Here is a 21440-nt window from a genome sequence, read left to right as displayed (position 1 = left end):
GCGATATCTGACCGCGACCGACGGCATGACCTGGATGGGCTGCGGCCGCTGTTTCAACGTCTGCTCGCGCGCGGTCTTGCATCGTTACAGCTTCGATGACGCGGGTGAAATTCTCGGCGCCCGCGACGGCGAGGGCGATGTCGCCGGCGAGCTCAATCGCATGATCATGGTTCTCGACCGCTGCGCGGCTGCATTGGCTGCCCAGTCTGCGCCCTCGTCTGCCCGAAGAACTGACAGACGCCCTGTTGCGGCGGACCCGGTCGCGGCATGGCTTGATGGGACAAACCAGAGGAGAATGGCACCTATGTTCGCCCGTCACTATGGCTGGTTCATCGACCGCCAACGGCTGCGGATCGAGCTGGAAAGCGGATTTGACCAGCATGTGCTTGCCTGTGTGCTTTCATGTGCGCTCGAGGAACTCGAGGCCGGCGAGGCGACGGCAACGGAAGCAACCGGCCTTTCGCGCGCCGAGCTGCGCGATGTCCTGTCCGGCGGCTTCCCTGCTATCCCTATCGGAGCATTCGCTTTGGAAGAGGTGGACGAGGCCGAGCCGGATCTGGAGGAAGAACTCCTGTGCGGCCTGCTTTTGGCGCATGCCCGGCCGGGCGACCTCGCGAGCGTCCGGTTCGCCAAGATCATCGCCCGGCGTGCCATGCGCAATGACCATCTGTGGCAGGACCTTGGCCTTTTCAATCGGGCCGAGGTCAGCCGCTTGCTTGCCACGCATTTCCCGACGCTGGCGGCTGGCAATACCAAAAACATGAGATGGAAGAAGTACTTTTACCGCAAGCTCTGCGAGGCTGAAGGTTTTTCCCTATGCACCACACCGAGTTGCCGGGAATGCAACGATTTCGAAAGCTGCTTCGGCCCGGAAGAAGGCGAAAGTCGCCTCGCACGGATCAAGAACGGGATCGCTTTGGATTAAGCGCCGCTTTGGTCAGCGGTACCAGGCGCCGTGCCCTGATTGCCGCTGAGCCATAAGCGCTTTTCCCGGCGCCGTTGTACGGAGGAGGGGATGTTCATCGCCTCGCGATATTTTGTGACGGTACGGCGCGCGACATCGATGCCGGTTTTCTTCAGCCGGACAGCGATGTCATCGTCGGAGAGCACGTCACCCGGGGATTCTGCGGCAATTATCGCTTTGATCCGGTGGCGGACAGCTTCCGCGGAGTGCGCCTCGCCGCCTTGACAGGAGACAAGTGCGACAGTGAAGAAATACTTCAGTTCGAACACTCCGCGTGGGGTTAGCATGTACTTGTTTGAGGTCACCCGGCTCACGGTCGACTCGTGCACGTTGATCGCTTCGGCGACAGTCCTGAGATTGAGAGGCCGCAGATGGGCGACGCCATGTTCCAAGAAGGCACCCTGCTGTCGGACGATTTCAGCCGTAACCTTAAGAATTGTCTTGGCGCGCTGATCGAGGCTGCGGATCAGCCAGTTCGCGTTTTGCAGGCATTCGTTGAGAAATGCTTGATCTTTCGGATTTTGGTCGGTTTGACGCGAGACTTCGGCCAAGTAGGTTTGGTTGATCAGCAGCTTGGGCAACGTGTCGGGATCAAGTTCGATCTGCCATCCTCCTCCCGGCGAGGGTGTGACCCAGACGTCGGGTATGATGGATTCCGGCGCTCCGGATTGGAATCGGTTTCCAGGCTTGGGATCGAGCGCACGGATTTCATGCAACATGTCGAGAAGGTCTTCTTGATCGACGCCGCAAAGCTGCTTCAATGCCTGAAAATCGCGTCGTGCAAGCAGCTCGAGATTGGCAACCAAGGCTGCCATCGCCGGGTCGAACCGGTCTCGCTGGCGTAACTGTATCTCGAGGCATTCGCTGAGAGTTCGAGCAAAAATCCCCGGTGGATCAAATTGCTGCAAGGTTGCGAGAACCCGCTCCAGATCGGCCTCCCGGGCCTTTAGGCGCTCGGCCAGCTCCGAAAGGTGTGCCTGAAGATAGCCGGTGTCTTCCAGATGAGCGGCAAGCTGGCCAGCAATCAGCCGCTCCTGCGGTGTGAATGGCGTGAGCGCGATCTGGCCAGCGACATGGTCGTGCAATGTTTCGGTGGAGGTGGTAAACTCGTCCAAGGTAGGGCGATTACCCGGCGGGTTGTTCGTCGTGTTGCGCAGCGATTTCCAATCCCCGAGCCGTTCGGAGGCCCCGGCGCTCGTCGGTCTATCAATGTCGTTTTCGCGTGCGCCGATCTGATCCTCCCCCGACATCGGCAAAACATCGCCAAAAGGCTCGCCGTCGTTTGAAGCAGGCTCCAAAAGCGGGTTCTTCTCGAGTTCCTGCTCCACGAACTGATGCAGTTCGGCACGCGCCAGTTGCAGCAAGCGGATCGACGCAATCAGCTGAGGCGATGCTACCATAGATTGCTTCTGGCGTTGAAGCAGGCTTGCTGAGGATTGCATGGTTAGCCCTCATATCCGGTGTGGGGAGGCTCTTGGCCGTGCGTAATGGGATCGGCGAGACGTTGCCCCCGTCATGCGGCGGCCTTCAGTGTTTCAAGGACGTTTTGCGGGGATGAGACACCATAAGGATCGGCCTCGCAGTTGTCGGAGAAACCTTCTTCCTCGAACCACTGCTCCACCGCGCCATCGTTGATCAGGGCGGCGTAGCGCCAGGAGCGCATGCCGAAGCCGAGATTGTCCTTGGCGACCAGCATGCCCATCTTGCGCGTGAACTCGCCTGAGCCGTCCGGAATGAGCTCGACCTTCTGCAGGCCCAAGCTCTTCCCCCACGCATTCATGACGAAGGCATCGTTGACGGAGACGCAGTAGATCGCGTCAATGCCCTCCTTCGCAAACTCGTCATAGAGCTTTTCGAAATTGGGCACTTGGTAGGTCGAGCAGGTCGGGGTGAAGGCGCCAGGCAGCGAGAACAGGACGACCCGCTTGCCCCCGAAATAGTCGTCGGATGTCTTGTCTTCCCAGCGGTATGGATTTGGCCCCTCAACGTTCTCATCACGAACACGCGTGCGAAAGGTGACGAAGGGAACCTTCTTTGTAACGGTCATCACTATTGCTCCTTTGGAAGAAAACTGGTGCATGGTTTCCTGGTTTGGGCCGACGCAACATCGGCCGGCATGGCGGACATGAGATGCGGACCTTTGCGGCTCCCAATTCTCTGTCCATCCGGTTGCCTGGGAAGGCCTTGGCTCGTTGTCTTTGTGACCAAAACGGCCAGGTCAATATGGGTGATCTGGGTGCCTTCAGACGGCTCGAGCAGGCCTTCAAAGGCGACGGCGCTGGAGGCGATATCGATGACCCCTGCTTGTGCGCGAGGAAGAAACAGGGGTGATCGGAAGTGTCGTTGTCGAAATAGGCGTGTGACGCCTCAACTGTGACGTCGCGCAAGAGCCTCGCTTCACGGAACTGTTCCGGCGTGTTGGCCAGTGGCACGCGGGCATAGGCATGCATGACCCTTTGATGCAGTTCTTCGGCATTTATCTGCTGATAAGGACCGACAAGCAGCAATTGGGCGAGCGCCCTGCGTTTGGATGTTGGCGTCGGGCCAGATGTGCGGGGAACAGCTACCGAGCACGGATGTCTGGAGAGGATGACGTGCCGATGTTTAACCGGAATGGGCCCGGTCCCCTCAGGCGCTTGTCTGGAACGTCGCCTGTTGGCCATGGGTTGCTCTTAGCTTTCTCTGTGCCTTTGTCGGTTCTAGTGTGTGCTGCAAACGCCATGCCATCTGACTTGAAAGCAGCGGGTTAAAGCGATCTTTTTGCCTTAGAGAAAGGACCATGCCTTCGCCAAGACCCCGCGCCATAGTCGCTTGCCTCACGCGCACCGAGCAAAGGTGCTGACCTGCGACTGCATCACCGGATTCTAAGGTGTTCCCTTTGAGATCGAAGGGATATCCGCCGACCGTGTCGTGAAGAGACGACATGCTGCCAATTTCCAAATCGCAGCTGAATGTTCGCGGATGCCCGTATTTGGTCGCACGTGCGCACCGGCTCGAAAATAGGCTGGCATGTTCTCGGCGCCGCCGCGCCGGCGGCCACGATCAGCGGACGAGGAGCCGCCACGAAGGAAAGCCTGCCGGCTATTATGGCGATCTCATCGGGCTGGCGGCCGACATCACGTTGAAGCCCAAGTCCGCCGCGGCGATTGCAGCACCCACAGCCTCTGCATTGGACCATCGATGTCTTTCCCAGCGCCGCTTTGTCGCAACCTTGCGGCGGCAGCTGCCATCGCGAAACGTTCGATGCTCGGGAAAGATGAAAACCCTATCGAACAGTCCGATGAAACCTCTTGTGTCCGAAGGTGGACAAAATGTCGGAAGCCCGACCAAAGGGTGAGGGGGCGGGCCGCCGGAACGAAGAGTGGTTCAACGCAGATGGTACATTAATTCGGCACGCGTCTTGCTTCGATGCTTCTGTCACGCCGGGCGGCAATTGTAGATCTCCGATTGGCCCCAAGGGCGGTTGATGATGAAGCGCTTCGTGCGGCAGCCATGACAAATGTGTCCGTCCGGATAGACGGAGTGGAGGTAAGACAAGCATGCTGGGCAGACATACTGATGCGCGGAAGTTCGTGCGATTCCCGGCGCCGATGCACGGATCTGCGGAGACGATCGCCGTCCTGACGGTCCGCGCCAGCAAAAATCGCAAGGACCTCACCGCAGCCCGCCGCCCACTCGGGAGGAGGCTGTGACGCCACGTGCGCAGAGGCGTGCGTATCGCTTTGTGAAGAGCTATGTAACGCGGAACGTACTATCGGACAGCGTCCCGATAAGCGCTCGCAAGATCTCGACAATTCTCGGCGTCAGCCCTGTCCCGGTGCGCGAAGCTATGTTTCGCGGTCGCATGAGGGCCTGATGGACTTTGTGCCTGAAAAGGGTTTCTACGCAGACGTTGTCCCAGTCTGATGTCCTCCAGGCGTGCGCCACCGGCAAGGCCGTGGCTGCCGCCGGACCGGTCGGAGTCGTTTCTAGAGCGTCACAGGGCATCAATTGGCAAACCGAAGGTGTCGGCCGAATGCTTTAATCGCGAGGTCGGCGAGGGGACGAGGGCCGCCCCTGCCGGGTTGCAGGCGCCACCCCTCAAATCTCGGGCAAGCAGGCTGCTTCTTCTTGCTCTGTTGTGGTTTACGCGCGGCCATCAAGAATGTTCAGCGCGTAGCGGGTGTGTCGCCGTTCGCCGGTTCTTGTCAGTGCACCCTTGGCAACGAGGTCCTGCATATCTCTTGTCGCCGTCGCGCGCGATGCCTGTGTGATGGCGACATAGTTTTCGGCGCTGAGCCCTCCTTTGAAGCCGTCGATGCCTTCGCGGAACATCCGGGCAATGACCTTTTCCTGTCGCTCGTTGAGCTGATCCCGGTAACGTTCATAAAACTTAGCCTTGGCGACGGAGAATTCAACACGGGCGAGGGTTACGCGCTGGGCTTCAAGGATCGTGTTGGCGAAGTAGAGCAGCCAATTGGTAATCGCGTTGCTCTTGTTGTTGGCCTCCAGGCTATCGTAATAGGCCTTGCGGTGGCGCTCGATCGTGTACGCCAAAGCGATGAGAGTTGGCTCACCCAGGCTTTGCGCCAGCGCCTTTTCACAAAGGGCACGCCCTATGCGGCCGTTGCCATCCTCGAACGGGTGGATGCTCTCGAAATAAAGGTGCGCGATACCGGCACGCGTCAATGCCGGGAGCGGTGTCTTGCCTTTGGGTGAGGTATCGTTGAACCAAGCGGCGAAGGCGTCCATTTCAGTTCTCACCCGCGCCGACGGCGGCGCTTCGAAATGCACTTTGGGCTTATCCAGCCGATTGGAAACGATCTGCATGGCGGCGGCATGCTGGCGATAGTTGCCGATGGTCTCGATACGCCGCTCACCCGACATCACCATCTTGTGCCAAGCGTAGAGGGTGCGATGCGAGAGCACATCGGCAAAATGCAAATACACATCAGCCATCATTTCCGCGATGCCGCGCTCGGCAGGGGGAATGCGCCTTGTCTCGCTGCCCAATCCAAGTTGCTGGCGCAAGGATGATTGCAGACTCTCGCGGTTGAGATACTCCCCCTCAATCGCGGATGTCTTCAATGCCTCTTCGCTGATGAGATCGATGCGGATCTGGTCGCGCTCGTCGGAACCGACGTGCCGAAAGACGCCCAGGAACTCGCCTGATCGCAGCAGGAACTCGCTTTCCAGCGGTTCCAATATATTCTTATCGTAGGTAAAATGCGGCCAGTCGGCCTGCTCCCAATTCCATGCCATGAGTTATAGGGCACCTTTCTATAGCTCATCCTTGCACAAATAGTGAGCTATAGCAATCTCTGCTATGCCTCAGCGATTGAAGCGGGCGCGGGAAGACTACGAAACAAAATGATGAGGTCGGACGGATATGACAATCGATATGGAACAGGGGACGGGTAACGTCTTTGCTGATCTTGGGCTACCCGATGCTGTCGACCGGCAGACCAAGACGCGTCTTGCTCTCGCCCTTAACGAGATCGTCAAGGCGCGTAAGCTGCGCCAGGTCGCGATAGCGACGTTACTCGGCATTCCACAATCCAAAGTGTCGGCGCTGGTAAATTATCGCCTCGATGGATTTTCCGTCGAACGGCTTATGGGTTGTCTTACGCTGCAAAACCGCGATGTCGAAATCGTCATCCGCCCTAGCCGCGACGATCGTGAGGGGCATGTTTCCGTGCATGCTTTGCGATGAGTGGTTATCTAGCCGACTAGCCGGACAACGGTCGGAGCCTCTGCCCCAAAAGCGGAACCCTTTGGTTCCTGCCGGGGTCCTTTGCCCCCTATTTTGTCAGGTCCTCAGGCCCTTCGGCTATGGAAACTGCGGTAATTTCGACACGAAATTTACACAGAACCCTATACATAGCCGCATGCGCAGATAAAATATGGTAATTATTTCAATTTGATAACGCAATGACTTAAAGTCCATTTCGCTGCGGGATCCCCGCTTCGCACAAAAAACAGGGGTTCCGCGGGGAAGAGGGCCGGCTCCGGCGAGGTCAGCAGCGTCGCAAGTTACGGCATCCGACGCGTCCTGTCGCCTTTGTCGGGTCCGCTACACAGGGGCTTGTTTAGCCCATCTCTTGTTTCGCCTCACGCTAAACAGCTGAAAAGCAATCATGAAATCTATTCTTCGACTCGGTCAGCCAAATTGGCATGAGTCTTGAAACCCTTTGGTGCGAGGCGGCGAAAGCTGCCGACCGGCATTCATGTTGCGGGCAGCCGCGATTGATAGGAACGAAGGAAGGAAAGCTACATGGCACGTCTGCGTCAGATTGCCTTTTACGGCAAGGGCGGCATCGGCAAATCCACCACCTCCCAAAATACACTCGCCGCACTTGTCGACCTCGGGCAGAAGATTCTCATCGTCGGCTGCGACCCTAAAGCCGACTCCACCCGCCTGATCCTGAATGCGAAGGCCCAGGATACGGTCCTGCACCTGGCGGCACAGGAAGGTTCGGTGGAAGACCTCGAACTCCAGGACGTGCTCAAGATTGGCTATAAAGGCATCAAGTGCGTGGAGTCCGGCGGTCCCGAGCCGGGTGTCGGCTGCGCGGGGCGCGGCGTCATCACCTCGATCAACTTCCTCGAGGAGAACGGCGCCTATGACGATGTCGACTATGTCTCCTATGACGTGCTCGGGGATGTGGTGTGCGGCGGTTTCGCGATGCCGATCCGCGAGAACAAGGCCCAGGAAATCTACATCGTCATGTCGGGCGAGATGATGGCGCTCTACGCCGCCAACAACATCGCCAAGGGCATCCTGAAATACGCCCATTCGGGCGGCGTGCGGCTTGGTGGCCTGATCTGCAACGAGCGCCAGACCGACCGCGAGCTCGACCTCGCCGAGGCGCTGGCTTCCAGGCTCAATTCCAAGCTCATCCACTTCGTGCCCCGCGACAACATCGTCCAGCACGCCGAACTCAGGAAGATGTCGGTGATCCAGTATGCGCCGGACTGCAAGCAGGCTGGGGAATACCGCGCACTGGCCGAGAAGATCCATGTCAATTCGGGCCAGGGCACCATCCCGACCCCGATCACCATGGAGGAGCTCGAGGACATGCTGCTCGACTTCGGCATCATGAAGACCGAGGAGCAGATGCTTGCCGAGCTTCAGGCCAAGGAAACGCCGAAGGCGGCCGCGCAGTAACGACGGCTGTCAAGCCAACATGAGGCGTGGCCTTGAGCTGGCGCGCCTTCCGAACAACGGCGCCTCGTCCGTGAGGCGTCATGCGAACCTTGAAAGGGGTCCCATGAGCCTCGAATACGAAAATGACGGTGCTCTGCATGCGAAGCTTATCGAGGAGGTGCTGTCGCAATATCCTGACAAGGCGGCCAAGCGCCGCAAAAAGCACCTCAGCGTCGCAAGGAGCGGAGACGAGGCTGGCGAGGAAGGCGAGGTCGTTTCCGAATGCGACGTCAAATCGAACATCAAGTCGATTCCTGGCGTGATGACCATTCGCGGCTGCGCCTATGCCGGCTCTAAGGGCGTGGTCTGGGGGCCAGTCAAGGATATGGTCCATATCTCGCACGGTCCGGTCGGCTGCGGGCAATATTCCTGGTCGCAGCGGCGCAACTACTACGTCGGTACGACGGGCATCAACACGTTCGGCACAATGCAGTTCACCTCCGACTTCCAGGAGAAGGACATTGTCTTCGGCGGAGACAAGAAGCTGGAACAGATCATCGACGAGATTGAGGAACTGTTTCCGCTGAACAAGGGCATGAGCGTGCAATCCGAATGCCCGATTGGCCTGATCGGCGACGACACCGAAGCGGTGTCCCGCAATAAGGCCAAAGAGCACGAAAAGACGATCGTGCCGGTGCGCTGCGAGGGTTTCCGCGGCGTTTCGCAATCACTCGGCCACCACATCGCCAACGATGCGATCCGCGATTGGGTCTTCGAGAAGAAGGACGTCGAGTTCGAGGCCGGCCCATTCGACGTCAATGTGATCGGCGACTACAATATCGGCGGCGACGCCTGGGCTTCGCGCATCCTACTCGAGGAGATGGGCCTGCGCGTGGTCGGCAACTGGTCGGGCGACGCCACGCTCGCCGAGATAGAACGCGCGCCGAAGGCCAAGCTCAACCTCATCCATTGCTACAGGTCGATGAACTACATCTGCCGGCACATGGAGGAAAAGTATGGCATCGACTGGATGGAGTACAATTTCTTCGGGCCCTCCCAGACCGAAGCCTCTCTGCGCAAGATAGCCAAGCATTTCGGGCCGGAAATCGAAGACAAGGCCGAGGCGGCCATCGCCAAATACCGGCCCCTGGTCGATGCGGTCATCGCCAAGTACCGGCCGCGCCTGGAAGGCAGGACGGTGATGCTCTATGTCGGCGGGCTGCGCCCCCGTCACGTCGTCACGGCCTATGAGGACCTGGGCATGGTGATCGTCGGCACCGGCTACGAATTTGGCCATAGCGACGATTATCAGCGCACCGGCCATTACGTGAAGAAGGGCACGCTGATCTATGACGACGTGACCGGTTACGAGCTGGAGAAGTTCATCGAGGGGATCCGCCCTGATCTCGTTGGCTCCGGCATCAAGGAAAAATACCCGGTGCAGAAGATGGGCATACCGTTCCGTCAAATGCATTCCTGGGACTATTCCGGCCCGTATCACGGCTATGACGGCTTCGCCATCTTCGCCCGCGACATGGATCTGGCCATCAACAACCCGGTCTGGGACCTCTACGACGCCCCCTGGAAGAACAAACCCGAGCCGTCGGCGGCAATCGCAGCCGAATAGAACCTGGCCTCCCGGAGGCCGGGAGGCGGCGAACGCCTGCGGCCCTGTGTCCGCGGGAGACCTGAAAATGTCTTGATTGTCCCTGTGCCGCCCTATGGCGCGGCCAGATGGAAAAGAGGTAACGACCATGCCGCAGTCGGCTGAAAAAGTTCTTGACCATGCTCCGCTGTTCCGCGAGCCGGAATACAGGCAGATGCTCGCCGAGAAGAAGCTGAATTTCGAGTGTCCGCACCCCGACCAGGTCGTTACCGATCAACGCGAATTCACCAAGACATGGGAATACCGCGAAAAGAACCTCGCCCGCGAAGCGCTTGTCGTGAACCCCGCCAAGGCCTGCCAGCCGCTCGGCGCAGTGTTCGCGGCCGCGGGCTTCGAGCGAACCATGTCCTTCGTCCACGGCAGCCAGGGCTGCGTGGCCTATTACCGCTCGCACCTGTCGCGCCATTTCAAGGAGCCCGCTTCGGCGGTTTCGTCCTCTATGACGGAGGACGCGGCAGTGTTCGGCGGCCTGAAGAACATGGTCGACGGGCTGGCCAACACGTATAAGCTCTATGACCCGAAGATGATCGCCGTCTCGACCACTTGCATGGCCGAGGTCATTGGCGACGACCTGCACAGCTTCATCGAGAACGCCAGGGACGAAGGCTCGGTCCCGCGCGACTTCGACGTGCCCTTCGCCCACACGCCGGCCTTCGTCGGCAGCCATGTCGACGGCTATGACGGCACGGTCAAGGGCATTCTGGAACACTTCTGGAAAGGCGCGGAGCGAACCGAAGAAGGTGGAACCATCAACATCATTCCGGGTTTCGACGGCTTTTGCGTTGGCAACAACCGGGAACTCAAGCGCCTGCTCGATGTGATGGACGTGTCCTATACCTTCATTCAGGACGCCTCTGACCAGTTCGACACGCCGTCGGACGGCGAATACCGCATGTACGACGGCGGCACGAAGATCGAAGACGTGAAGAAGGCCCTCAACGCCGAAGCGACACTTTCGCTCCAGCATTACAACACTCGAAAAACGCTTGAATATTGTGAGGAGGTCGGGCAGGCTACGGCCTCGTTTCACTACCCGCTCGGCGTCCAGGCGACCGACGAATTGCTGATGAAGGTCTCGGCGATTTCCGGCAAGGAAATCCCCGAGACAATCCGCCTGGAGCGCGGCCGACTTGTCGACGCCATGGCGGACAGCCAATCCTGGCTGCACGGCAAGAAGTACGCGATCTACGGCGATCCGGATTTTGTCTACGCCATGGCCCGCTTCGTCATGGAGACCGGCGGCGAGCCGACGCATTGCCTCGCCACCAACGGCACCTCGGCATGGGAATCCGAGTTGAAGCAACTGCTTGCATCATCGCCCTTCGGCAAGGATGCTCAGGTCTGGGCGGGCAAGGACCTCTGGGCGATGCGCTCGCTGCTCTTCACAGAACCGGTGGATCTGCTGATCGGCAATTCCCATGGCAAGTACCTGGAGCGCGACACCGGCACGCCGCTGATCCGGCTGATGTTCCCGATCTTCGACCGGCACCATCACCATCGCTTTGCGCTCATGGGCTACCAAGGCGGCTTGCGTGTACTGACGACGATCCTCGACAAGATCTTCGACAAGCTTGATCGCGAGACAAGCGAGACGGGCGTGACGGACTATTCTTATGACCTCACCCGCTAAGGTTGGCGGCCGGCTTTCCGCCGCCGCCGTCCGTCCCCCCAATGGACTTTGGAGACATACGCAGTGTCCTCGCTCAGTGCCAAAATCCAGGATGTCTTCAACGAGCCCGCCTGTGATAGGAACCGCGGCAAGGATGCCAAGGCGCGCAAAGAGGGCTGTTCGAAGCCGCTGACCCCCGGCGCGGCGGCTGGCGGCTGCGCCTTTGACGGCGCCAAGATTGTGCTGCAACCGATCACCGACGTCGCGCATCTGATCCATGCGCCGCTCGCCTGCGAGGGCAATTCCTGGGACAATCGCGGTGCGGCTTCGTCCGGGCCAACGCTGTGGCGCACGAGCTTCACGACGGACCTTACCGAACTCGACGTGGTGATGGGGCAGGGAGAGCGAAAGCTTTTCAAAGCGATCCGCGAGATCAAGGAAGCGTATGGGCCGCCGGCGATCTTCGTCTATTCGACCTGCGTGACGGCGCTGATCGGCGAGGACATCGAGGCGGTCTGCAAGCGCGCAGCGGAAAAATTCGGCTTGGCCGTTGTCCCGGTCGATGCACCAGGCTTCGTCGGCTCCAAGAATCTTGGCAACAAGCTTGCCGGCGAGGCGTTGCTCGATCATGTCATCGGCACGGTGGAGCCCGACGATGCCGGACCCTACGACATCAATATCCTTGGCGAATTCAATCTCGCGGGCGAGTTCTGGCTGGTGAAGCCGCTCCTTGACCGGCTCGGCATCAGGGTGCGCGCCTGCATTCCGGGCGACGCGCGCTATCTCGACGTTGCCTGCGCGCACCGCGCACGGGCGGCGATGATGGTGTGCTCGAGCGCGCTCATCAATCTCGCCCGCAAGATGGAGGAGCGCTGGGAGATCCCATTCTTCGAGGGCTCCTTCTACGGCATAACCGAGACCTCCGAAGCGCTCCGGCGGATCTCTGCGCTGCTCGTGAAGAAGGGAGCGGATCCAGAGATCCTTGACCGCACAGAGACGCTGATCGCACAGGAGGAGGGGATTGCGTGGAAGAAGCTCGCAGCCTACCGGCCGCGGCTCCAAGGCAAGCGCGTGCTGCTCAACACCGGCGGTGTGAAGTCCTGGTCGCTCGTCCATGCGCTGATGGAAATCGGCATCGAGATCGTCGGCACCTCGGTCAAGAAATCCACGGCCAAAGACAAGGAACGCATCAAGCAGATACTCAAGGACGACAACCACATGTTCGAGCAGATGGCAGCGCGCGAGCTTTACGCCATGCTGTCAGAACACAAGGCCGATATCATGCTCTCGGGCGGGCGCACGCAATTCATCGCGCTGAAAGCCAAGACACCCTGGCTCGACATCAACCAGGAGCGCCAACACCCTTATGCCGGCTATGACGGCATGGTGGAACTCGTGCGCCAGATCGACCTCGCCATTCATAACCCGATCTGGCGCCAGGTGCGTGAGCCCGCACCGTGGGATCGCCCGCCTGCGGTAAAGGACGAACTGTCGAGCACAAAGAGCGCGACCGCGACTGTCCAGGCTTTCAAGAAATTCGCCGGCGCGACAGCCGTCGACTTCGGCGCGTGTTGAGGAAAGCCGATGGTCCGCATCCTTCCCCAGACCAAAGCAGCGGCGGTCAATCCGCTGAAGTCGTCGCAGCCGCTCGGCGCCGCCTTGGCCTTTCTTGGGGTCGATGGTGCGATGCCGTTGTTCCACGGCAGCCAGGGCTGCACCAGCCTCGCGCTCGTGCTTTTCGTGCGGCATTTCAAGGAAGCCATCCCCTTGCAGACAACGGCGATGGACGAGGTGGCGACCATCCTCGGCGGGGCGGACCGTCTGGAAGAAGCGATCCTCAACCTCAAGGCCCGTACAAAGCCAACGCTGATCGGGGTCTGCACGACGGCGCTCGTGGAAACCCGTGGCGAAGACTGTGCTGGAGAAATCGCCACCATCAAGCTGAAGCGCGCGGAAGACATCGCGGGTACGGAGGTGGTACTGGCCAACACGCCGGATTTCGACGGCGCGATCGAAGAGGGCTGGGCCAAAGCCGTCACCGCGATGATCGAAGGGATTACACGGCCAGGCCAGCAGGCGCGGCAATCAAAGAAGATTGCAATCCTGCCCGGCTGGCACCTCACTGTGGCTGACATCGAGCATTTGCGCGAGATGGTTGAAAGCTTTGGGCTCAAGCCGGTGATCCTGCCCGACATCTCCGGCTCGCTCGACGGCACGGTGCCCGACCGCTGGATCACGACCACCTATGGCGGCACCAGCGTCGAGGATATCCGTGAGCTTGGCACGGCCGCGCAATGCATCGTCATCGGGGAGCATATGCGGCGCCCGGCGGAGGTGCTGCAGAGGGTGACCGGCATGCCATACGTGCTGTTCCAGTCGCTGACGGGATTGCGGGGCGCCGACCGGTTCGTCTCACTGATGGCTGCGATTTCAGGCGTGGCGGTGCCGGCCGGGGTGCGCCGTCGCCGGGCGCAATTGCAGGACGCGTTGCTCGACGGACATTTCCATTTCGGAGGCAAGAAAATTGCGATCGCTGCTGAACCAGACCAACTCTACCAACTCGCAACCTTCTTCACCGACATGGGCTCCGACATCGCGGCGGCGGTCGTCACGACCGACATGTCGAAAATTCTGCAGAAAATACCGGCGGAGTCGGTTCAAGTCGGCGATCTCGGCGATTTGGAAGCGCTTGGCGCCGACGCTGATCTTCTCGTTACTCATTCCCACGGCCGCCAGGCGGCGCAGCGCCTTGGCATCCCGCTCATGCACGTCGGCTTCCCGATCTTCGACCGGCTCGGCAGCCAGCACAAGCTCACAATCCTCTATCAGGGGACTCGGGACCTGATCTTCGAGGTTGCCAACATCTTCCAGGCCAACCGCCACGCGCCGACACCTGAGGCGCTTGATCCACTCCGTAAGCGAGACATGCCAGATGAGCTCCGTTCGTCGCCTCTCACTCGTCACTGACGAAGTCCACGCATCGGTGCCGGAACGGCAAGCCGGCGCCTTGCGCGTCGCGATCGCCACGCAAGACATGAAGAGCCTCAACGCCCATTTCGGGTCGGCCAGGCGCTTTGCTGTCTACGATGTCACGCGCGAGGAGTGGGGTCTCGTGGAAGCCGTGGCCTTCGATGATGTTTCCGATGAGAGCGGGAAGCATCGGACTGACGGCGATGATCGCATCACCCCGAAAGTCGAGGCGCTGAGGGGCTGTCATCTCCTGTTTTGTCTGGCTATCGGCGGACCGTCGGCAGCCAGGGTTGTTTCGGCAAAAATCCACCCAATCAAAGTGCCGAAGCCCCAGACCATCCAGGAGGTGCTGTTGCGCACGCAGATGATGCTGAGGACATGTCCTCCCCCCTGGTTGCGCAAGGTGCTGGCGGAGGCAGGCGTCGCCGAAAAGAAACCGTCGTTCGAGGACGAGGACTGAGAGGACTGAAATGAGGAGAACGCGAAATGGATGCCGCGGTTAGCCTTGCTGTCGCCGAGGACGAGGCGGCCCTTGCCACCCCGTTCGTCAAATGCCTCGTGCGGCTGATCCGTGCTCAGGATTCCTACGGGTCATGGGAAGGCAAACCGGATGCCGAGCTGCTGGGCGACTTCATCGTCACCAAGCAACAGCTCCGTGCGATCCCGATCATCGGCGATCCCGATCCGGACGTGCTGTGGCGGCTCAACATGTTTTACGCCGCCGTCGGGCTAACCATCGAGGAGCGCTCCGGCTTGATGGCATCGCCGATGATGGAGATGAGCCATGAGGGTTTCGGGCGCGTCGTTTTGACGTCCGGGCGGTTGGTCGTTCTGTCGAAGACCCTGCGCGACGTCCACCGGTTCGGCTTCGAGACGTTATGGAAACTCGCGGCGGCCGGTACGAAACTGGCCGGCGATGCGACCGCAGCCCTTGAAACCTATCCCGAGGTGGCACGGGCGTGATGGAACCGATTTTCAAGCAAGGGGATCATGTCAGGTTCTGAGGACAGGCAATGGCCAGCCCACTCCACCGAGGCGGTCGAGGCCGATTTGGTTCTTGGGGTAGCGCTGATGAAGCCACTGGTCTTGATCTGTTCGCAAGATGCGGAGTTGTATCTGTTCCTCAGCCACATCCTGGGGGTGGACGGCTTCACAAGTGAGCCGGCAGGCGGCGTGGACGACGCTCTCGCATTGGCCGATGATCGGGAGCTCCAGGCGGTCGTGCTGGACTGCGGGCCAACAAGCGCGACAGGCTCCACAATTTGTGCCCGGCTCAAGGGCGAGCCACGGACCGGCGATCTGCCCGTTATTGCCCTGATCGCGCCAGGTGCCGAGAACCAGCACCTTGATCTGTTGAAGGCAGGCATTGACGAGAGCTTTGTGCGGCCGATCGCGCCGGCCACGCTGCTTGACTGTCTGCGGACGAAGCTGGCGCTGCCGAAGCCAGGTTCAAACGGAATTGAAAACGGCAGTTGGCTCCGCTGCGGCGGGCTCGAGATGAAGCTCGATGCCTACCGGGTTCGCGGCAATGGCCACGACATCCATCTCGGACCTCTCGAGTTCAATCTGCTGCGGCAGTTTCTTGAGACTCCAGGCAAGGTCTTCAGCCGAGACGAGCTGATCGACGCGGCCTGGCCGGACAATATCCATATCGGTGCGCGCACCGTCGACGTCCATATAAGCCGGATCAGAAAGGCGCTGAAGGCGGCTTCGCCAGGCAGCATCATTCGCACCGTCAGGTCGGCCGGCTACTCGCTCGAGAAGCCGGACGACTAAACAGGGCAGGGGTGGGTGCCACTCCCGTCTGCGTCCTGGCCAGGGTAAGTCTTGCGGCTTCGAAACGCGCCTGCGGGCACGACAAACTCAGGGAGAGGCAGTCAGATGGCCTTCAAAAGCCTACTCAGTGTAATGGGAGCTGACCACTCCGATCGGGATGTCAGAACAGCTGCCGGCTTGTGCGCCGAGGTCGGCGCATATCTGTCCGTTCTGATTATGTCGCCTCCTCGGCTCGTTATGTCGCCTCCGCCGCCATGCGATGGCATCCCCGAATGGCCTGAACAACACGCAAGGGCCATTGCCAGACTGGAAAAACGCTACAGGCAAATCGAGACATTTTCCCAGGACATGGCCAGTCTGGAAAAAACATCCAGGGAAATTCATAAACTGCTGAGAGCCACGTGGCGGTGCTATGATGTCGATATTGCCAACTGCGATCGGGCCAGCGTCGGTGAGGCGGTGCGACAGCGCGCGCTCTGTACCGACCTGACAATCGTCGGCCCCGCACTTCTCAACGACATTAGTCTCGGACCTTTAGTTATCGACGGCAGCTTGTTTGACACCGGAAGGCCGGTGCTTGTCGTGCCGAACGGCTCTGAGGCTACTCTGTCGCCACGGCGCGTGCTGGTCGGATGGGATGCGCGAGCCGAGGCGTCCCGTGCGGTTCGGGAAGCGCTGGATCTGCTATCCGGTGCAGAGGAAGTTCGTGTCGCCCTCGTCGATCCGGAGGCGACCTGTAGCGGCGACGAGCCGGGAGCCGACATTGCTGCCTATCTCACTCGGCACGGTGCTCGGGTGTCGGTTGACCGGCTAGCGAGTGCCGGCAAACCGGTGGCCACAGTGCTCGCGCAGCACGCAATCGACACGTCTGCCGACATGATTGTCATGGGCGCGTACGGCAGCCGTCGGCTGCGCGAGCGGCTCTTCGGTGGCGTGACGAGATGGATCGTTCGCAAGCCGCCATTGCCGCTGTTTTTGGCTCGTTGACGGGTTCCCAAGGTGCAGCATGCTGTTCGAAGCTCTACTCCCCTGCGTTATGTATCCTGACGCCAAGTCGCAGAAAGATCGCGGCAAACACGCAGGTTTCGCGAAGCTCCTCGAGCGAATTTGCACGCGCCATCGCGAAGAACATCCCGGACGTCTCGAGCGCGCTCGGGGTTTCTGCACGCCCGAGATGACCGGTGACGCGCAGACCAACGGCCGCGCACAGGTACAGGCGCCTCAATGCGCTCAAAACCACCGCTTCGCAGGTCGACGTCAGGTCGAGAAAGAGAGTCGTTTCAGCGCGGCAGGCCGCGTTCGGACCTTAGCCGCATCGTATTGGCGTTATCACGATTTCCCTCATCACTGGCCGGGAGCTGAACACCGCAACGACCGTGCAGTGGCCAAGGCACCGACCTTCGAGTCGGGACGGTCGGGCTCTTGCCGGCGTCGGCGCGAACGATGGCATCAATCCCATGTCATCGCCTAGGATGGTAGCCCGGGTTAGTGCGGACGGCGGCATCTTCGTTTTCGGTCGGTCGGGCCCGACCCCGCTTGGCGACAGAGCGGTCTTTGGGTTGTCAATTTCGCCAACGCTTACATTCCCACCATGAATTCCCGTTGCACCTGAGCACCGGGAATACAGAAGATAGACACAAAGCAGGATTCCCGCAGAGTTCACCGGCAGGCACATGCCGGCTCTCATCCTGATCTTTTCGCCCCGATCATGGTCGTCAGATCTGACGATTCGGTATTCACGAGCCGCAGTTGAACCGGCTTCGTCGTAAAGAACTCCTATGCCGCCAGCCAGGAATTCAATCGCAAGCGGGGGAGGCGGCGCAGGAGGGGCACGGATGAAGCGGCCCCTTGCAAGTGGCGAGGTCCGCTACCGCCTCCGGACCGGAACGGCAAGAAGCTCAAGCGAGGTGGCGTTAGTAGAGGATGATGACGATCCTGATGGTTGCCAAGACAGTCATCATGGCCTTCTGCTTGTCCCTTAACCCAAATTATATGTTGCGTCGTCCGTAGCCACACTTTTCTGACCGCGACGCGGGGTGCTTGTCCAAAACCTGACAGCGACAGACAACATGTCAGGTTCGCTACAACCGGCCATCTTGGACGCTGTGAAGGTTTTTCAATGCGAAATCATGCGCTTAACGCGCGCTGTGCGCGCTGGCACGGCCTTTGCTAATTGACTGTTGCAGATTGTGATGTGGTAACACTGAGTGAAGGCTGACTGCATGCATATGCGCGAGACGATAGCTCTCCTTTCTTTGAACCCTTGTGCCCCTCTCTAAGAGGGAAACAAGCTCGGGCATTAGGTGGTGAAACCTGCGGCAACAGCTTTGGAGAGCAAGATGGTATTGCGGATGGAGTCACCGGCTCCTTCGATCAAAGTGGAGAACTGGCTGCGTGGCGAGCCCCTTGCGAACTTCCAGTCCGGCAAAGTGTATGTCGTTGAATTTTGGGCAACTTGGTGCGGACCATGTTCGACGGAGATGCTCCAACTGATGCTGTTCCAGGAAATATACAAGGACAGCGGACTTGAGGTCGTCGGGATAGCGGCGGATGAAGACGCTCCAACGGAAGTTGAGGCCCGAAGCAAGTTGGACGCATGGTTGACCGACAAGTGCTCGAATCTGAACTATCGGATCGGGTTCGACTTCACAGGCGAAATGAAGAAGCTTTGGAGGGAACCCAGCTTTTCCGTCGGGATTCCGACCTCGTTCGTGGTCGACCGAGACGGCCACATCGCTTTTATCGGTCATCCGAGCCAACTCGATGAGGTTTTGCCGGAAGTGCTGAACGGCAGCTGGCGCACCAGCGATAAAGCTAAAGCCGCCGATACGGAGCGGCTCGCCACAAGCGAACCTATGGCGCGCGAGCAAGCGTTGAAAAAGCCGATCGATGACAGATTCTGGGCGGCGGTGAAGTTGGAAGATTGGAAGACGGCGCTCTGGGCAATCGAAGAGGGCATCGCCTTGATGCCGGACGACATCAATTTCCGCCTGGCTCATGCGCATCTGTTGCTGCACAAAATCCAAGACATGTGGACCGGCTTGCCCGTCATACGCCAATTGGTTCGCGACGCGATCGACAAAAACTCCGAGGATTGGATGGTTTCGGCGCTAGACCAACTTTTCCATCCGGCCAATGACCATTCGCGCCTTCCCCCTGCTGAACGCTTCGCGATGGGCAAGGAGCTGTCCGAACACATCCTGGCACTGAATCCTCCGCACGGCGACAGCCCTAAGTCCCAGTCTTATCCGGCAGTCGCCCGGTACTATCACGAGAACGGCAACAACGATCGCGCGATCGAGTTGGTCGAACTGGCACTGACGTCGCTGGACGGTCCGGAGCCTATCCCGGACGAACTGAAAGAGCACCTTCTACCGGATCTCCTGCAGGCCCTGGCCAACTACAGGGGTGGCAAGGTTTGTTACGGCGCTCTCTGTGCGGCTCCGCAAAACAAGCTTCCCGGAGGTGCCAAAGCGCGGCCGCGCGAGAAGAGTCCATAAAAAGGAGGATGGTCGGGATGTTCACTGGCCAATTCGTCCATTTCCCTGGCGTGGCCGCAAGCAGGCCCCGTGCAGCACCGGATGGATTGTTTGCAGCGGGGTCGAGGCTCGAATCTTGCGGTGACCTGTGGCCGCATCACGGTGGAAGGGATGCTCGACGCGGATCCGCGTGGAAGGCCTTGCAGTCGAAGACACGACCAAGCTCGGCCACCGAGGCATCAATTCCATGGAATTGGCCGCCCCGAGCCGGGCGTCGGCTGCGCAAGTGTGCCCGAGGCAACCGTCTTCGAAAAAAGAAAGAGTTCTTCGCGGAAGAGGACAGAAATTGAGGAGATATGAAATGTCTGATGCCGCGGTTAGCCCCGCTGCCAACGAGGACGTGGCGGCCCTTGCCGCCCCGTTCGTCAAATGCCTCGTGCGGCTGATCCGTTCTCAGGAATCCTACTGCTTATGGGAAGGCAGATCGGACGCCACGCTGCTGGCCGACTTCATCGTCACCAGAAAAAAGCGCCATGTGTTCCCTGGCATGGGCTATTCCGATCCGGACGTGCTGTGGAGGCTCGATATGTTTTACACCGCTGTCGGGCTTGCGATCGCGGAGCGTTTCCGCCCGGTGACATCGCCAATCGTGGAGATGAAACCAGTCAGGCCTTCGGGCGCGTGCTTTTCAGGGGCGGGCAGTTGGTCGTTCTGCCCAGACCTGCATCAGTTCGGCTTCGAGACGTTCCGGCAACTCGCCGAGGCCGGTACGAAACTGGTCGACGATGCGACCGCAGCCACTGAAGCCTGTCCCGACGTGGCGCGGGCATGATGAAACCAATTTGCGAGGAACGATCAATGTCAGACCTTGAGGCGTTGCGGAAGAAAGTTCGCAAGCTGCAGTCCCGTGCGGGCACAGCGAAGATGGAATTGCACGACCTTGCCGAGGACCTCCCGGTCAACTGGACTGAGATCAAGGCGGTTGCCGAGAAAACGTTCACCGTGTTTGCTGAGTGGGACGCAGCCAAGAAGGACCTCGCTGCACTGGAGAATGCGCGATGAGCAGCGCTTTCGTCACCCGCGACGGCTCCAAATGGATGCCGGAGTATCTCACCGCTATCGATGGCACGACCTGCATCGGCTGCGGCCGCTGCTTCAAGGTCTGCTCGCGCGAGATCATGCACCTCTACGGCGTCGACGACGCGGGTGAAATCCTCGGCGCCTGTGACGGCGAGGACGACGACGACTTCGACGGCGAGCTCAATCGCATGATCATGGTCGTCGACCATGAAGGCCGCTGCATCGGCTGCGGAGCCTGCGCCCGCGTCTGCCCGAAGAACTGCCAGACCCATGTCGCGGCCGACAAGGTCGCTGCATGATATGGCGCACAAACCAGGAGAACGGCGTTGCCCCTTAGAATCTTTTATCGCGTCCTGTGGCTGGTCCTGTGCGGCAACGCTCTGACCGTCTACGTGGCTTCTCATTCCATCCGCGCAGTTGTCGTCACAACGCTGGCTTGTTGGCTGCTCCTCCAGGTAGGCTATTTCGGTAGCGTGCTCTTTCTGATCTGGCGGTCCGGCTGTGCTAGCAGAAATGGCCGAATGGCTGAGCATGTCGGCAGTTGCAAGGAGGTTGGGTCCCAGCCGTCAGACCATGACGAGGTGACGAATGAATCTGCAGATTTACTCCATCAAATGCTAGCCATATCGCTGCTGCTGCCTTGATTTGTCATGACCTTGCCCCTCTGATCTAATCCGGTTTGAAGTTCGTTCTGGCCCATAGAGAGGACCAGGACATGAAACGTAGCCGCTTCTCTGAAGAGCAGATCATCGGAATTTTGAAGGAACATG

Annotated in this window: 20 protein-coding genes; 16 read left to right on the top strand and 4 right to left on the bottom strand. The window is 59.8% G+C overall.

Going from position 1 to position 21440, the window contains the following annotated elements:
• Positions 1–304: 304 nt before the first annotated feature.
• Positions 305–925: a nitrogen fixation protein NifQ gene (locus OHD58_RS29360; RefSeq protein ID WP_263807161.1), complete on the top strand. Its 621-nt coding sequence runs from the start codon at positions 305–307 to the stop codon at positions 923–925.
• Here OHD58_RS29360 and rpoN read toward each other — a convergent pair.
• The 4 genes from rpoN to OHD58_RS29340 form a co-directional block, all read right to left on the bottom strand.
• Positions 922–2406: an RNA polymerase factor sigma-54 gene (gene rpoN, locus OHD58_RS29355; RefSeq protein ID WP_263807150.1), complete on the bottom strand. Its 1485-nt coding sequence runs from the start codon at positions 2404–2406 to the stop codon at positions 922–924. The two genes, OHD58_RS29360 and rpoN, sit on opposite strands and share 4 nt — an antisense overlap.
• A gap of 71 nt (positions 2407–2477) precedes the next feature.
• A complete protein-coding gene (locus OHD58_RS29350) occupies positions 2478–3011 on the bottom strand; it encodes a peroxiredoxin (RefSeq protein ID WP_263807149.1) in 534 nt (177 codons plus the stop codon).
• 581 nt (positions 3012–3592) lie between these two features.
• Positions 3593–3889 (bottom strand): hypothetical protein, encoded by a 297-nt coding sequence (locus tag OHD58_RS29345; protein ID WP_263807148.1) that lies wholly within the window; start codon positions 3887–3889, stop codon positions 3593–3595.
• A gap of 1200 nt (positions 3890–5089) precedes the next feature.
• The gene (locus OHD58_RS29340; protein WP_263807147.1) at positions 5090–6205 is read right to left on the bottom strand and encodes a Fic family protein; all 1116 of its coding nucleotides are present in this window, start codon (positions 6203–6205) and stop codon (positions 5090–5092) included.
• 127 nt (positions 6206–6332) lie between these two features.
• Here OHD58_RS29340 and OHD58_RS29335 point away from each other — a divergent pair, with 127 nt between their 5' ends.
• From OHD58_RS29335 to OHD58_RS29265, 15 genes are all read left to right on the top strand, one after another.
• Positions 6333–6656 carry a helix-turn-helix domain-containing protein gene (locus OHD58_RS29335; protein WP_263807146.1) on the top strand — a complete coding sequence of 108 codons (324 nt, stop codon included), beginning with the start codon at positions 6333–6335 and terminating at the stop codon, positions 6654–6656.
• Positions 6657–7217: 561 nt separating this feature from the next.
• Positions 7218–8111 carry a nitrogenase iron protein gene (gene nifH / locus OHD58_RS29330; RefSeq protein ID WP_006199559.1) on the top strand — a complete coding sequence of 298 codons (894 nt, stop codon included), beginning with the start codon at positions 7218–7220 and terminating at the stop codon, positions 8109–8111.
• Between the two features lie 103 nt (positions 8112–8214).
• Entirely contained in the window at positions 8215–9717 is a 1503-nt protein-coding gene (nifD, locus tag OHD58_RS29325) for a nitrogenase molybdenum-iron protein alpha chain (RefSeq protein WP_263807145.1), read from the top strand.
• Between the two features lie 127 nt (positions 9718–9844).
• Positions 9845–11386, top strand: a complete 1542-nt coding sequence (nifK, locus tag OHD58_RS29320) for a nitrogenase molybdenum-iron protein subunit beta (RefSeq protein ID WP_263807144.1) — start codon at positions 9845–9847, stop codon at positions 11384–11386.
• A 63-nt stretch (positions 11387–11449) separates the two neighbouring features.
• Positions 11450–12940 (top strand): nitrogenase iron-molybdenum cofactor biosynthesis protein NifE, encoded by a 1491-nt coding sequence (nifE, locus tag OHD58_RS29315; protein WP_263807143.1) that lies wholly within the window; start codon positions 11450–11452, stop codon positions 12938–12940.
• A gap of 9 nt (positions 12941–12949) precedes the next feature.
• Positions 12950–14332: a nitrogenase iron-molybdenum cofactor biosynthesis protein NifN gene (gene nifN / locus OHD58_RS29310; RefSeq protein ID WP_263807142.1), complete on the top strand. Its 1383-nt coding sequence runs from the start codon at positions 12950–12952 to the stop codon at positions 14330–14332.
• A complete protein-coding gene (gene nifX / locus OHD58_RS29305) occupies positions 14298–14795 on the top strand; it encodes a nitrogen fixation protein NifX (protein ID WP_263807141.1) in 498 nt (165 codons plus the stop codon). Before nifN ends, nifX begins: the two co-directional genes overlap by 35 nt.
• Positions 14796–14821: 26 nt before the next feature.
• Positions 14822–15298 (top strand): NifX-associated nitrogen fixation protein, encoded by a 477-nt coding sequence (locus OHD58_RS29300; protein ID WP_006199553.1) that lies wholly within the window; start codon positions 14822–14824, stop codon positions 15296–15298.
• 27 nt (positions 15299–15325) lie between these two features.
• Positions 15326–16111: a response regulator transcription factor gene (locus OHD58_RS29295; protein ID WP_263791871.1), complete on the top strand. Its 786-nt coding sequence runs from the start codon at positions 15326–15328 to the stop codon at positions 16109–16111.
• Between the two features lie 105 nt (positions 16112–16216).
• Positions 16217–17098, top strand: a complete 882-nt coding sequence (locus OHD58_RS29290; RefSeq protein ID WP_263807140.1) for a universal stress protein — start codon at positions 16217–16219, stop codon at positions 17096–17098.
• Between the two features lie 1352 nt (positions 17099–18450).
• Positions 18451–19611 (top strand): TlpA disulfide reductase family protein, encoded by a 1161-nt coding sequence (locus tag OHD58_RS29285; RefSeq protein WP_263807139.1) that lies wholly within the window; start codon positions 18451–18453, stop codon positions 19609–19611.
• 340 nt (positions 19612–19951) lie between these two features.
• A complete protein-coding gene (locus tag OHD58_RS29280) occupies positions 19952–20422 on the top strand; it encodes a DUF269 domain-containing protein (protein ID WP_263807138.1) in 471 nt (156 codons plus the stop codon).
• 26 nt (positions 20423–20448) lie between these two features.
• Positions 20449–20652 carry a CCE_0567 family metalloprotein gene (locus OHD58_RS29275; protein WP_263807137.1) on the top strand — a complete coding sequence of 68 codons (204 nt, stop codon included), beginning with the start codon at positions 20449–20451 and terminating at the stop codon, positions 20650–20652.
• Positions 20649–20969 carry a ferredoxin III, nif-specific gene (fdxB, locus tag OHD58_RS29270; RefSeq protein ID WP_263807136.1) on the top strand — a complete coding sequence of 107 codons (321 nt, stop codon included), beginning with the start codon at positions 20649–20651 and terminating at the stop codon, positions 20967–20969. The genes OHD58_RS29275 and fdxB overlap by 4 nt, the downstream gene beginning before the upstream one ends.
• Positions 20970–21062: 93 nt before the next feature.
• Complete coding sequence (locus tag OHD58_RS29265) at positions 21063–21314, top strand: exopolysaccharide production repressor protein (RefSeq protein WP_412177317.1); 252 nt, start codon at positions 21063–21065, stop codon at positions 21312–21314.
• The last annotated feature ends 126 nt before the right edge of the window (positions 21315–21440 follow it).

The organism is Mesorhizobium sp. ZC-5 (genome assembly GCF_025753855.1).
In the GTDB taxonomy this organism is placed as follows: domain Bacteria; phylum Pseudomonadota; class Alphaproteobacteria; order Rhizobiales; family Rhizobiaceae; genus Neomesorhizobium.
The sequence above is the reverse complement of the archived record's forward strand: the minus strand, read 5'-3'. Positions and strand labels throughout refer to the sequence as shown.

Excerpts from the sequence above, each read along its gene's own strand:
- OHD58_RS29360 (WP_263807161.1), top strand. The coding sequence starts at position 305 with ATGTTCGCCCGTCACTATGGCTGGTTCATCGACCGCCAACGGCTGCGG.
- rpoN (WP_263807150.1), bottom strand. The coding sequence starts at position 2,406 with ATGCAATCCTCAGCAAGCCTGCTTCAACGCCAGAAGCAATCTATGGTA.
- OHD58_RS29350 (WP_263807149.1), bottom strand. The coding sequence starts at position 3,011 with ATGACCGTTACAAAGAAGGTTCCCTTCGTCACCTTTCGCACGCGTGTT.
- OHD58_RS29345 (WP_263807148.1), bottom strand. The coding sequence starts at position 3,889 with ATGTCGTCTCTTCACGACACGGTCGGCGGATATCCCTTCGATCTCAAA.
- OHD58_RS29340 (WP_263807147.1), bottom strand. The coding sequence starts at position 6,205 with ATGGCATGGAATTGGGAGCAGGCCGACTGGCCGCATTTTACCTACGAT.
- OHD58_RS29335 (WP_263807146.1), top strand. The coding sequence starts at position 6,333 with ATGACAATCGATATGGAACAGGGGACGGGTAACGTCTTTGCTGATCTT.
- nifH (WP_006199559.1), top strand. The coding sequence starts at position 7,218 with ATGGCACGTCTGCGTCAGATTGCCTTTTACGGCAAGGGCGGCATCGGC.
- nifD (WP_263807145.1), top strand. The coding sequence starts at position 8,215 with ATGAGCCTCGAATACGAAAATGACGGTGCTCTGCATGCGAAGCTTATC.
- nifK (WP_263807144.1), top strand. The coding sequence starts at position 9,845 with ATGCCGCAGTCGGCTGAAAAAGTTCTTGACCATGCTCCGCTGTTCCGC.
- nifN (WP_263807142.1), top strand. The coding sequence starts at position 12,950 with ATGGTCCGCATCCTTCCCCAGACCAAAGCAGCGGCGGTCAATCCGCTG.
- nifX (WP_263807141.1), top strand. The coding sequence starts at position 14,298 with ATGAGCTCCGTTCGTCGCCTCTCACTCGTCACTGACGAAGTCCACGCA.
- OHD58_RS29300 (WP_006199553.1), top strand. The coding sequence starts at position 14,822 with ATGGATGCCGCGGTTAGCCTTGCTGTCGCCGAGGACGAGGCGGCCCTT.
- OHD58_RS29295 (WP_263791871.1), top strand. The coding sequence starts at position 15,326 with ATGTCAGGTTCTGAGGACAGGCAATGGCCAGCCCACTCCACCGAGGCG.
- OHD58_RS29290 (WP_263807140.1), top strand. The coding sequence starts at position 16,217 with ATGGCCTTCAAAAGCCTACTCAGTGTAATGGGAGCTGACCACTCCGAT.
- OHD58_RS29285 (WP_263807139.1), top strand. The coding sequence starts at position 18,451 with ATGGTATTGCGGATGGAGTCACCGGCTCCTTCGATCAAAGTGGAGAAC.
- OHD58_RS29280 (WP_263807138.1), top strand. The coding sequence starts at position 19,952 with ATGTCTGATGCCGCGGTTAGCCCCGCTGCCAACGAGGACGTGGCGGCC.
- OHD58_RS29275 (WP_263807137.1), top strand. The coding sequence starts at position 20,449 with ATGTCAGACCTTGAGGCGTTGCGGAAGAAAGTTCGCAAGCTGCAGTCC.
- fdxB (WP_263807136.1), top strand. The coding sequence starts at position 20,649 with ATGAGCAGCGCTTTCGTCACCCGCGACGGCTCCAAATGGATGCCGGAG.